The sequence below is a fragment of the Halomonas sp. YLB-10 genome (assembly GCF_003856855.1).
In the GTDB taxonomy this organism is placed as follows: domain Bacteria; phylum Pseudomonadota; class Gammaproteobacteria; order Pseudomonadales; family Halomonadaceae; genus Halomonas; species Halomonas litopenaei.
Genome location: NZ_RRCU01000006.1, coordinates 253,079 through 267,127, shown reverse-complemented (window position 1 = coordinate 267,127; position 14,049 = coordinate 253,079). Strand labels below are relative to the sequence as shown.

Below are 14,049 nucleotides of genomic sequence, written 5' to 3'. Positions count from 1 at the left end.
ACGGCGGTAACAACATGGCGGACAAGGGAAGCCCCCTGTCCGCCAAGTTTCCTGCCGGTGCCGACCCGGCTAACCGTCAATCGTGCTCGGTCAGCAGCGCCAGCGCCTCAAGCAGATTCGGGTCCAGGTCATTCGACCGGTGATGGGTCCTACTGAGCTGCTCGCTGAAGCCTGGCGCGGCCACAGGGGACGACGGCTCACTTTCACTCACCTCCAGCCGAACCTTGTCCAGGTCCAGCACCAGGCGATAGTGATGTGCTTCCCCTTCACCGCCTCGGCTATCGATATCCAGCGTCACCTTTTCCAGCGCCGCCGGCCGTTCGATCAGCAGCTGACCGATCGAGGGACGCTGGATCCAGTCCGGCAAGGCTCGTCCCCCGGGTAATGACACCTTGATGTCGCGTTGCCCTTCCGGCAGCGTGAGCCACGCCCGCTCGTTCTCGACCAGAGCCTCCAGCGTCGCTCGGCCATCGCTGCTTGCCCACGACGTCGCTCGCACCTCACCGGGATGAGCCAGCGATCTGGCTTCCTGCAGCATCGAGGAGTTCCAGGCGCTGGATTCTCTCGGCTGATCCTTGTTTACCACCTCCATTTCAGCGTCGGTCAGCGCCGAGATGCCGTGTACCGCCGCTCTTACTGCCCCATCGGTAGACAGATCGGCAAGGCCACCAAGGCCTCCGTACTGATTGACCACCTCATCGACCATGCCATCGGCATGCATCAAGGGCCCTTCAGCATCCGACTCGACATCCTGCGCCGGGACTTCGGGCGCACGGTCACCGATATACAAGCTATCGAGGGGCTCCACCGTCACCGAGACGGTCACGTAGGTTACACCGCCCTGCCCGTCCGACACCGCGACGACAAAGCTGTCGCTGCCGAAGAAGCCTGCTTCCGGCACATAGATGAAGGATCCATCCGGGTTCAGGGTAAGCTGACCGTGTCGAGGACCGTCATCCAGCGCGAAGGTGAGATCATCCCCTTCAACGTCCGATGCCACCACCTGACCAGCGGCGGCTTCACCGCTGCCGGTGACGATAGGATCGGCACTGGCCACAGGGACGTCATTGACCGGCTCAACCGAGACGGTGACTACCACGGTAGTGGTGGCACCGCTGGCGTCGGTCACGGTCACGCTGAAGCTGATATCGCCACTGACGTCGGGGTCGGGCACAAAGGTGAAGGTGCCATCCTCATTGAGCGTGACGGTGCCGCCGTCCGGTTGATGGTCGAGACGGAAGGTCAGGTCGTCATTATCCACGTCGGTGGCGACGACGCGCCCCTCGACCGGGGTATCCTCGGTGGTGACGATGGGATCTACGCTGGCGACAGGGGCGTCATTGGCGCCGAGAACGCTGATCGTCAGCGTCGCGGTGGAAACACTGCCATCGCTGTCGGTGATGGTGTAGCTGAAGGTCTCGGTGAGCGTCTGCCCCGGTTTGAGCGCGTCCACCACCGGGTTGCTGTTGTCCAGCGTATAGGAATAGCTGCCGTCCGCGTTCAGCACCAGGCTACCGTAACGGCCCTCCACCGGCTCGCCAACGCCGCCCTCGGGCGATGACTGACCTGACCCGACCGCCGTGACCCCGCCATCCACCGCAACGCCATCGACACCATAGTGGTCATTGAGGAGGACATTACCGCTGCAGTCGCTTCCCGGCTCTGAGCCTTCCTCGCTCACCTCACCGCGGTCATTGCCGGTGCCAGGACCATCGTCGATGATGGCGATGGCCAGGGTGCCAATGTTGTCGGTGGTCTCTCCCTCCACGTCGGTGACGCCGATGGCGAAGCTGTCGTTGACCGCGCCGCCGGAGTGATCAGCCCTCGAGGCCAGATGGTAGGTATAGCTCACCTCTCCGGTGGCGGGGTCGTAGTAGCGCAGCACCAGGGTGCCGTGATCGCCGGTCACCTCGATGGGATGGCTACCACAGTCCTTGAGCTGATCCAGGCTGATGGTGCTTCCCCCCAGGGTCAGGCTGGACAGACTGTCGGCTGGTCCGAGGGTAAAGGTGCCACTGTGGCTCAGGCCCAAGCCCTCGTGGCTGCCTCCTGTCAGACCGGCCTCGTCAACCGACCCATCGGTGGTGGCGTCGCCTGCTGAATCGCCCCCTCCTGGCTCACCGCCTCCATCCCCCAGCCCACCGACAGTCACCTTGTCGTCCACCGCCGTGACCGAAATGCTCAGGCTCGCATCGGAGGTCGCGCCCCCATCGTCACTGACGGTATAGGTGACCAGTGGCACCTCGCCGTTGTAGTTCAGCGCCGGCACGAAACGGTAGCTGCCATTGGCGCTGATGGTCAGCTCGCCGACGCCTTCGATGACGGCGGTCTGCCCTGCCAGGAAGGTTCCCTCGATACCATCGACACTGAAGCCCGTAACACTGAGGCTATCGCCCTCGATATCGCTATCGTTGGCCAGCAGGCCGTCTTCGGCGGCGACCGTCAGAGGCGTGTCCTCGGCGATCGTGGCCTGGTCGTTCTTGGCGGACGGCGCGTCATTGACCGGGGTCACCGAGACATCGACCTCCACCGTGACCGTGGCACCGGAAGGGTCGGTCGCGGTGACAGTGAAGCTGGTGTCGCCGTTGAAGTTGGCATCCGGGGTAAAGGTGAAGTTACCTTCCTCATCGAGGGTAACGGTGCCACCCTCTGGCTGCGCATCCAGACTGAAGGTGAGCTCATCGTCATCGACGTCGGTGGCGATGATCTTGCCATCCACCGGAGTATCCTCGCTGGCGGTCACCTTTTCCGCAGAAGCCTCCGGCGCGTCGTTGGCGCCACGAATGGTGATCGTCAAGGTGGCGGTGGCGAGATCGCCGTCGGCGTCGCGGATCTGATAGCGGAACTTCTCGGTTAATATCCCACCGACCTGGAGCTCGTCCACCTCGCCATTGGTGTTGTCCAACGTATAGCTATAGCTGCCATCGGCGTTGAGGATCAGGCTGCCGTAGCTCCCTTCCAGCGGGACGCCGGTGGCCCCATCGAGACTTCCGGCTTCAACACCAACCCCAACCACCGCCCCATTGGCATCCGCACCATCGGCACCCGGACGATCATTGGCCCAGACGCTGCCGGCGCCGGCAGCACCGTCCTCGTCGACGGTACCGCTGTCATCGGTCGCACTCGGACTATCATCGTCGATGTCGATCACCAGCGTCCCGGCGTTGGCGGTGACCTCACCCTCCACGTCGGTCACGCTGATCATGAAGTCGTCGCTCACCGGCTCGTTGGCGTGATCTGCGTTTGAGGTCAGCAGATAGCGGTAGCTGACCGTACCGGTGGCGCGATCGTAACCTTCGATGGTCAAGGTGCCGTAGCGGCCCTCGATCGCGATGGGTGACGACGCGCTGGCCTCGAGCTCGGCAAGGCTGATGCTGCGACTGCCCAGGGTAAAGCTCGCCAGGCTGTCCGCCGGCCCCAGGGTAAAGCTGCCGCTATGGCTCAGCCCGCTACCTTCATCGCTGCCCCCGGGCAGGCCGGCCTCGCTGACGGAGCCATCACTGATGTTACCTCCCTCGCCGCCATCGTTCCCGTCGCCCAGGCCGCCCAGGTTGACCTGGTCGTCCACCGGCGTGACCGTGATGTCCAGGGTGGCGGTGCTGGTCCCACCCTCGCCATCGCTGACGGTGTAGGTGATCGTTGGTACCTTGCCGTGGTAGTTGAGTGCCGGTTCGAATCGCCAGGCACCATCGGCCTCCACCGTCAGCTTGCCGACACCATCGATGGTGACGGTCTCACCGACATCGATGCTCTCGCTCATGCCGTCGACGCGAACGTCCACGACCACCAGGCTGTCGTGATCGGTCTCGATGTCACTGTCGTTGTCGAGCAGACCAGGCAGACTGTCGTCGCTCGACGAGTCAAGCGGCGTGTCCTCGGGGGTACTGGCGGTCTCGCCGGTCACCTTCGGTAAATCATTGACCGCTTCCACCTTGACCGTGACCTCGACAGTGGTGGTACCGCCATTGCCATCGGAAACCGTGACCTTGAAGGTGATATCGCCATTGACGTTGTCATCGGGGGTGAAGGTGAAAGTGCCATCGTCGTTGAGCGTGACCTTGCCCCCGTCGGGCTGCGCGACCAGATCGAAGCTGAGGTCATCTCCTTCAACGTCACTGGCCTCGATGGTACCGCTGACCGGGGTATCCTCCTGGGTCGTCAATGCATCGACGCTGGCCGTCGGCGCGTCGTTGGCCCCCTCGATGGTGATGGTCAGAGTCGCGATGGAAGTACTGCCGTCGGCGTCGGTGATCTGATAGCTGAATGTCTCGGTCAGCGAACCACCCGATTTGAGGCTATCGACCTCCGTATTGGTGTTGTCCAGGGTGTAGGTATAGCTGCCGTCGGCGGCCAGGGTCAGGCTGCCGTATTTGCCGACAACCTCGCTACCGACACCGTCTGAGCTGACGCTGGCGCCCGGGCCCGACGCCGTCACCGTGACGTCTCCATCGGCGCCCTGGCGGTCATTGGTCAATACACTACCGGTGCCGGCATCGCCGTCCTCGGCGACGCTGGCGGTATCCTTGGCGGCGATCGGCGCGTCATCGAGAATCTCGATCATCAAGGCCTTGGGGCAATCCCGGGTCGAATTTTCAAGTTGGTCTGTCATGACCACGTCGACGCTATCGAACACTCGCTCTCCACCATGCTCAGCCGCTTCTGTCAGCACGAACCGATAGAGCACAGTGTTTTCCCGCACGTCGGTGCCGTCGCCTTGCTGGTAGCCGATAATCTCGAAATAGCCGTGATCGGTCTCGATGCGTACCGACGGATTGTCGGCGGACAACGCCGCCAACTCGCTCGGGGTGAAACTCGTGTCGCCGATGGTCAGGGTTTTGAGCTGCTGCGTCACCCGGTCCACCACCGAGAATGATCCTTCGTAGATCACCTCACCCGCGTCTCCAGGGTCTGTGCCGGTGGCGCCATCCGTGTTGAGTTGAGCTTCATCTACCTCGCCCCCTTCCGTGCCAACCACCGCCGTCGTGCCGTAGATGCGGATGGTCAGGGTGGCGGTGGCCGTATCTCCGTCAGGATCGGTGATCTGGTAGGTAAAGGTGTCTGAAACGTGTCGCCCGGCAGCCAGCCACTTGACCGTGTCCGAGTCGAAATCGGGTACATAGCGGTAGCTGCCGTCGGCGTTCAAGACAAGGGTGCCGTATTCACCCTTAAGCCCCTGTCCGATATGGGACGCCGACGGCCCATCTGATCCTGCACCCACTGCACTGACCGTGCCACCGTCACCGCCCAGGAGATCGGCGTCACCGTCCATGGCATCGGGATCGTCGCCTCCGTCGCCGGTCAAGACGTTTCCATCGGCGATGCTGCTGGGTTGATTCGGCTTGTTGATCGTGTCGTCGACGTCGTTCACGGCCTTCGGTGCATCATCGAGTATGGCGATCGACAGGGTACCGGCATCCGCAGTGACGTCACCGTCGACGTCGGTGACGGCGATCGCAAAATCGTCACTGACAGGCCCCTGGCTATGGTCGGCGTGTGCCGTGAGGGTATAGATATAGCTGACCGTGCCACTGGCCTTGTCGTAGCCATTGATCACCAGCTCGCCGTGGCCACCCTGGATCCTGATCGGCGTACCGGCACTGTTGACCAGCTGGTCAAGCGTCAAGGTGGTTCCGCCAAGGCTGATACTGGCGAGGCTGTCCGCCGGTCCCAGGGTGAAGCTGCCGGTATGGGAGACGCCACTACCCAGGGTACCGGTCCCCCCCGCCAGGCCGGACTCGCTGACCTGTCCATCGTTGGCACCATCACCGTCACCACTACCATCGCCCAGGCCCCCGACGGTGACCTTGTCGTCGACCGCCTCGACGCTGAGCTGGAGCGTTCCGGTGGTAGTTCCGCCGGCACCATCGCTGACGCTGTAGCTGATCTTGGGCACGTCACCGTGGTAGTTCAGTGCTGGCTCGAAGCGGTAGGACCCATCGGCGTTCAAGGTGAATTTGCCGACGCCCTCGATGGCGACCGTCTCGCCCGGCTCGAAGGTTCCCGTTACGCCCTCGATGGTAAAGCCGCTGACGCTGAGACTGTCACCATCCACATCGCTGTCGTTGGCCAGTACCCCACTGTCCTTGTTCACCACAAGGGGGGTGTCTTCACTCGTGCTGTTGGTGTCCGGGGTGGCCACAGGGATATCGTTGACCGGCGTCACCGTCACCGTAACTTCCACCGTGGTGGTACCGCCGTGACCGTCGTCTACCGTAACGCTGAAGCTGACATCACCGTTGACGTTGGCGTCGGGAGTAAAGGTGAAGGTTCCGTTTTCATTGAGCGTGACCGTTCCCCCGTCGGGCTGGGCCACCAGATCGAAGGACAGCGAATCCCCATCCACGTCGCTGGCGGTAATCTTGCCGGAGACCGGCGTGTCTTCAGGCGTGGATATCGCATCCACGCTGGCCACAGGGGCATCGTTCGCGCCCATGATGGTGATGGTCAGGGTCGCTGTACTGGTATCACCATCGGCATCGATGATCTGATAGGTAAAGACCTCGGTCAGGCTCGCCCCCACCGCCAGCGCGTTTACCTCAGTGTTCGTGCTATCGAGTTTGTAGAGGTAGTTGCCGTTGGCATCCAGGATCAGGCTACCGTAACTGCCGGCGACGCTGCTGCCGACACCGCCGCTCGGCGATTCCTTGCCTCTGCCCACCGCGTTGACCAGCCCCTTGCTGGGGGCGCCATCGGCTCCTGCCAGGTCGTTGCCGATGACCGAGCCGCTGATGTTGCCACCGTCCTCCACGGCCTGGCCGGTATCGGCCTTGGCCACCGGTGCATCATCGATGACGGCGATGGTCAGAGTGCCCGCACTGGCGGTGACATCTCCCTCGACGTCGGTCACCCCAATGACGAAGCTTTCGTGGACCTCACCATCGCCATGGCTGGCATTGGTGGTCAGTGTGAAGGTGTAGCTGACGATACCGGTCTTCTGGTCGTAGCCGGTAATGGTCAGCAGACCATGGGTGCCGTTGATCTTGATCGGGGTGGTGGCGCTGGCCTCCAGCTGCGCCCGAGTAATCGATGTAGTGCCAATGGACAGGCTTGCCAGACTATCGGCGGGCCCCAGCGTGAAGCTGCCGCTGTGGGATATCCCGCCGCCCGCCACATCCGAGCCACCGGTCAGGCCCGACTCCTTGACAGAGCCGTCGGTCATGGCGTTGCCGTCACTGCCATCGTTGCCATCGCCAAGCCCGCCCAGGCTGACCTCATCATCCACCGGCTTTACCTTGATGACCAGTACGCCACTGGAGGTCCCGCCGTTGCCATCACTGACGCTGTAGGTGACCTTCGGCACGCTGCCGTTGTAGTTGGTCGCCGGCACGAAGGTATAGGAACCGTCGGCGTTCAGGGTCAGGGTCCCCACCCCGGCAATGGTGGCGGTTTCGCCCGCCTTGAAGCTGCCCGTCACGCCCTCGACACTGAAGCCGCTGACGCTCAGGCTATCGCCTTCCACATCAGTATCGTTGGCCAGTACGCCCTTGTCCTTGGCGACCTCGAGTGTCGTGTCTTCGTTGGTCTCGGCCTTGTCATCCACCACCGTCGGGGCGTCATTGACCGGCGTCACCGTGACGCTGACCTCGACGGTGACGGTGCCTCCGTTGCCGTCGGAGACGGTTACGCTGAAGGTAATGTCACCATTGACGTTGGCGTCGGGGGTGAAGGTGAAACTGCCATCCTCACTCAGGCTGACGGTACCGCCTTCCGGCTGGGCGACCAGATCAAAGGACAGGTTATCGCCATCCACGTCCTCGGCCACGATGCTGCCGTCCACCGGCGTATCTTCCGATGTGGTCAACGCGTCGACCGAGGCGGTCGGTGCATCGTTGGCCCCCTTGATGGTGATGGTCAGGGTGGCGGTGCTGGTATCGCCGTCGGCGTCGATGATCTGGTAGCTGTAGGTTTCGGTCAGGGTCTCGCCCTGCTGCAGTGCATTGACCATGGCGTTGGTGTTGTCCAGCGCATAGACATAGCTGCCATCGGCGTTGAGCGTCAGGGTGCCGAAGCTGCCCACAAGGGCGCTGCCGACGCTTCCCCCATCGGTGGATTCGGCAACACCCACCTTTGACACCTTGCTGCCATCGGCGCCCTGCCGGTCGTTGCTTAGAACGTTGCCTGTGGAGGCGGCGCCGTCCTCGGTCACCGAACCGGTATCGGCGGTGGCCGACGGCGCATCATCGGTGATGCGGATCGACAGGGTACCGATACCCTTGGTGATATCTCCCTCGACATCGGTCACATCGATGGCAAAGCTGTCCTTCACCGCTCCACTTGAGTGGTCGGCGGCGGAGGTCAGGGTGTAGCGATAGCTCAGCGTCCCGGTCTGGCGATCATAGCCCTTGATCGTCAGGGTCCCGTGGCTGCCGGTCACCTTGATCGGCGTCGTGGCACTGGCCTCGAGCTGGGCCAGCGTTATGGTTGAACCACCCAGGGTAAAGCTCGCCAGGCTGTCCGCCGGACCCAGCGTAAAGGTGCCGTCGTGGGTCAGTCCTGTGCCGTCGGCATCGACCAACCCTGACTCCTTGACCTCTCCGTCGACGCCGTCCCCGCCATCACCGAGCCCGCCCACCGACACGCTATCGTCGACCGAATCGACCGTGATGCTGAGGGTGGCGGTGTCGCTGACGTGCCCGTCGCTGAGCACATAGGTCACCTTGGGTACGCTGCCATGGTAGTTGAGCGCGGGATCGAAGCGGTAGGAACCATCGGCGTTCAAGGTCAGGGTCCCCACCCCGGCAATGGTGGCGGTTTCCCCCGCCGTGAAAGTGCCCGTCAGCCCCTCGACGCTGAAGCTTGCCACCGACAAGGCATCGCCATCGATATCGCTGTCATTGCTCAGCACGCCCTCGTCCTTGCCAACGATCAAGGGTGTGTCCTCCGCTGTGCTGGCGCTGTCGTCTGACGCGACCGGCACATCATTGACCGCACTGATCTTGACCGTCACCTCCACCTGGGTCTTGCCGCCGTGGCCGTCATCCACCGTGACGCTGAAGGTGATGTCGCCGTTGACGTTGGCGTCCGGCACGAAGGTGAAGGCGCCGGTGTCCTCGTCGAGGGTGACGGTTCCCCCCTCGGGCTGAGCATCAAGGGTAAAGCTCAAGGAGTCACCATCAGGGTCCTCGCCGACGATGGTGCCCGTGGTCTCGCCGTCCTCTGCACACTTGGCGGTGATATCCTCCGCTGTCGGGGCGTCGTTGGCGCCCTTGATGGTGATGGTCAGGGTCGCCGTGCTGGTATCACCGTCAGCGTCGGTGATCTGATAGGTAAAGGTCTCGGTGAGGGTTTGCCCCTTCTGCAGGCCGTTGACCGTAGCGTTGGCGTTGTCCAGGGTGTAGAGGTACTTGCCACTGGCGTCCATCACCAGGCTACCGTAGTCACCGGCAATGCTGCTGCCCACACGCCCCGAAGGCGCAGCCTCGCCCTTGCCGACCGCGCTGAGTGCACCGCTGTCGGCGGCCCCATCGGCCCCCAGGGTGTCATTGGAAACGACATTGCCCGTCAGCGAACTGCCGCCGCTGGCGTCCTCGTCGACGCTGCCCTGGTCTGCCTTGGCGGTCGATACGTCATCGACCACCAGGATGGCCAGCGTGCCTGCGTTGTAGGTCTCGTCGCCATCGCTGTCGGTGGTGCCGATGGTAAAGCTGTCCAGGACCGGATCCGACCCATGATCGGCGACCGACGACAGGACGTAGCGGTAGGACACGACCCCGGTATCGCTGTCATAGCCGTTAATCGACAGCTCACCGTAGCTACCCGTGATAGTGATCGCGGTGGTGCCACTGGCCTCCAGCTGTGCCCGGGTTATCATCGTGACACCGATGGTCAGGCTGTCGAGGCTCGAGGCGGGCCCCAGGGTAAAGGAGCCCGTGTGCACACTACCACTGCCGCCGGCGGCAGAGCCCCCGGTCAAGGCCGATTCGTTGACGCTGCCATCGCTGCCGTCGCTGCCATCCCCGAGGCCGCCAAGTGACACGCTGTCTTCCACCGAGGCAACCGTAATGGTCAGGGACCCGCTGGAGGTCCCGCCCTTGCCGTCGCTGACGGTGTAGGTGATCTCCGGGACACTGCCGTGGTAGTTGGGCGCCGGGGTAAAGCTGTAGGAGCCATCTGCGTTGAGCGTTAGCGTCCCCTTGCCGGGGATGCTGGCTGCCTCACCCGCGGTGAAGCTGCCGGTGACGCCGGCCACGCTGAAACCGGAGATGACCAGACTATCCCCTTCGACATCGCTGTCATTGGCCAGAAGTCCTTCGCTCTTGTCGACACTCAGCGTCTCGTCTTCCTTGGCATCGCCCTTGTCGTTGGTGACCACAGGGGCATCATTGACGGCGGTCACCGTAATCGTAAGCGTCGAACTGGCGTAGCCTCCGGGTCCCTTCAGGCTGTAGCTGATGATCGGCAGTGCACCGAAAAAGTTCGCCACAGGATCGAACCGGTAGGAGCCATCCTTGGCCAGCGTCAGCTTGCCGGTGACATTGCCGTCACTGTCCTTGACGGTATTGGCCTGCCCCAGTACCAGGGCGGTATCGGCCACGCCGTCACCGTCGGTGTCGATGGCCGCCGAGGCGATTTCGGTGGCCCCCGCCAGGGTATCGTTGGACAACAAGCCCTTATCCTTGGTGACCACCAGCGCCACGTCCTCATTGGTCTTCCCGGCGTCTTCCACCGCCGTCGGCGGACCGATGCTGTCGCGATAGTCCAGGTCGAAGCCGGGGGGTGAGGCGTCGCTACCATCTGCTGCGATATCGTTGTCGCTGTCAGAGAGCGCAAAGTTGCCGTCAACAAGGTTCTCATCATTGGCATCAAAGCCATCGTTGGCGTCCGATCCCTCGAAGATGTCGAGGAGCCCGTCGCCGTCGGTATCGGTGCTGTCACTGACCGACGTTGCGCCATCGTCGCGCTCGGCGATATCCAGCTTGCCGTCGTCGTCGGAGTCACTGTCGAGATAGTCTACGGTGTTGTCGCCATCGGTATCGACCGGCGTCAGCCCCTTGCTGGCCGTAGCGGTGATATTGCTGGTGTCCTTGTCGTAGGCGTCATCGAGTCCGTCCTTGTCGACATCGGTGCCAGTGGGCTTTATATAATCCTGGGTCGTCTGCGCCTCGACATTGTCGGTGATGCCATCATTGTCACTGTCGATATCCAGGTGATCGGCGATATTGTCACGGTCAGTGTCCTTCGCCAATCCGCCGATACCAATCCTGACACATGACCCTACATTGGCAACCACATTGTAGTCAGGATGCCACCCCATGCTCAGGGTCACCGTTTTTACATCGACGACCCTTACCGACCACGACTCTCCGTACAGATTCCCCAGCCCTTTCACGCTGAATGTGAGCGAGTTAAGATAAATTCCCTGGGCGACATTCAAGACATTGTCGGGATCGTAGACCACGATATAGGCACCGGGGCTCGATACGGTAAGCTGATCATACCTATCAAATTGCCTGCTATTGGGCACGTTCTTGCTGTCGATAACGAAGTCCACAAAGGCATCTGTCGCCAGACTGACCGTTGCCACATTATTCTCAGAATATTCAAAGTTCACCGCTCCGGATTCTTGACCATAGGTGAGGCTACCCTCGGTGGTATTTGAGGTCACCTCAACCTTTGTTCCGTTAAAGTCAAGATCCGGTATCTTGTCGTTGGCGATATCGGTCGTGTCGAATTTCTCTTCTACAGAGGTATCTTTTCCTTCGGTAACGTCAATAACTCCGTCGTTATCCTGATCGATATCAACCGTATCGATGATACCATCGCCGTCACGATCCAAGACAGCATTTTCGCGATAGTCAAAATCGACAACAAGTGGCTTTGCTCCGTCGCCATCCGCCGGCAGATCGTCGTCGGAATCAGCCAACGTAAAACCGTTCTCCGTGACATTTTCATCGTTTGCATCGTAGCCATCGTTGGCATTCGTTCCCTCGAAGATATCCAGCAGGCCATCATGATCGGTGTCGGTAGCATCCGTAATGGAAGAGGCCCCATCATCGCGCTCGGCAATATCCAACTTGCCGTCGTTGTCGGAGTCACGATCGATATAGTCGGCCGTGCTGTCCCTATCGGTATCGACCGGCGTCAGCCCCTTGCTGGCCGTAGCGGAGGTATTGCTGGTGTCCTTGTCGTAGGCGTCATCGAGTCCGTCCTTGTCGACATCGGTGCCAGAAGGTTCTATGTAATCCTGGGTCGTCTGCGCCTCGACGTTATCGGTGATGCCATCGTTGTCGCTGTCGATATCCTTGTCATCGCAGATACCATCACCATCGGTATCCCTTGAAATATATTGAAACGCCACACGATCCATGGCGTAGTCGCCGTTTCCTGCGCCCCCGTCCTGATCGACCTTCATCACGATGCCATAGTTGCCGGCCTTGCTCAGATCAAACACACCGCTAAACGTCTTGAAAATACCACTTCCTGGAAGATCGCCGATAAGACCGTACGCCAGCGTCTTGAAGACCTTTCCCGCATCAAAATCCCAGATAAATACATTATAGCGATCCGAACCACTTGAAAACGTTTTTGATAGATCGAAGCTATATCGATAATCACCTTCAGACAACTCATTGCCAAATTTGTAGACAAAGACCTCTTCATAATTCGCTGCATTTACCAGGCTATGATTCCCACCGTTTTCACCAGGACTAATCTCATCAAAAAGCCCTCCCGTCAGAGAAGAATTTTTAGAACTATGAGACCAGCTAGGTTTGCTGCCATTGTCAGTAGTATAGGGTGGCGTGCTGTAATACCAACCGGAAGTATCTCCACCGGCAAACCCGCCATTTCCCACCATATTTGGTCGACTGTAGTCATACTCATTTTCGTCGATAATACCATCATTATCATCATCGATATCGACGCTGTTATCGATGCCATCACCATCCGGGTCGAGACGAGCGCTATCACGATAGTCAAAGTCAGCTACGCTCGGCACAGCGTCCGATCCATCCGCGCTGACGTCGTTGTCACTATCGAGAAGGGTAAAGTTCCCGTCCTTGATCAGCTCGTCGTTGGCGTCATAGCCATCATTGGCATCCGCTCCCTCGAAGATGTCGAGCAGACCGTCGCCATCGGTATCGGTTTCACTTGTGATGGACCAGGCCCCGGCGTCGCGCTCGGCGATATCCTGCTTGCCGTCGTCGTCGGAATCGCTGTCGAGATAGTCTGTCGTGCTGTCGCCATCGGTATCGACCGGCGCCAGGCCCTTGCTGGCCGTAGCGGAGGCATTGGCGGTGGCAGCATCGTAGGCGTCATCAAGGCCATCCTTGTCCTTGTCGATGCCGCTGGGCGCCACATACCCCTTGGAGGACTGGGCCTCGATGTTGTCGGTGATACCATCGTTGTCGCTATCCAGGTCAGCAGAATCAGCGACGCCGTCTCCGTCACTGTCGATCCTGCCGAAGAATGCGACTTCTGTCACCGCAATCCCTGAACCGCCTCCCGCCCTACCTTTAATATTGAAAAACTGAATACTAGCCACGCCGTGGATATCTTTTGGTATATCCATATGAAGTGGCCAACCTGCCGCCCCTTCGGGGACAGAGTTAATAGCAGCATATCGAGTGGTTGAATAGATCAAGTCACCGGAAGAATTATAAAACCTGATCTCACCTATCGACCCAATGGACTGGGCATCATTCAAAACACTTCCCGCGTTGTTCCACAGGTCGATCCCATAAATACGATCGATGGGTGTGTCAAAGTTGAACGTAAAATCGCTGATTTGCTCTACAGTGGACGAGATAAAGTAAGTTTTTGTGTTACCGTCGGCCAGACGATCCAGTCCAGCCGAAGAAGCCCCGCCGCTCGTCACGCTATTGCAGGTTATTTGCTGTGATCCACCTTCCACTGAATCGAGAATACCGTCCCCGTCATCATCGATGTCGTCGACATCCAGGACGCCATCTCCATCGATGTCGGAGCCCCCGGCAGCACGCTCCCGCCCGCCCTTCTGGGCTTCCACGTGCTGCAGGGCGCTCATCAATACATCATGGCCTGCATCATGATCCGCGGAGCCCGCATCTGTCGTTGCAACCGCGGCGTCAG

Annotated in this window: 2 protein-coding genes; one reads left to right on the top strand and one right to left on the bottom strand. The window is 60.7% G+C overall.

Annotation, left to right across the window (positions count from 1 at the left end; translation table 11 throughout):
- Positions 1–76: 76 nt before the first annotated feature.
- Positions 77–12,391 (bottom strand): Ig-like domain-containing protein, encoded by a 12,315-nt coding sequence (locus EBB56_RS15080; RefSeq protein WP_185696456.1) that lies wholly within the window; start codon positions 12,389–12,391, stop codon positions 77–79.
- Positions 12,392–12,622: 231 nt separating this feature from the next.
- Here EBB56_RS15080 and EBB56_RS21910 point away from each other — a divergent pair, with 231 nt between their 5' ends.
- Positions 12,623–13,435, top strand: a complete 813-nt coding sequence (locus EBB56_RS21910) for a hypothetical protein (RefSeq protein ID WP_185696455.1) — start codon at positions 12,623–12,625, stop codon at positions 13,433–13,435.
- The last annotated feature ends 614 nt before the right edge of the window (positions 13,436–14,049 follow it).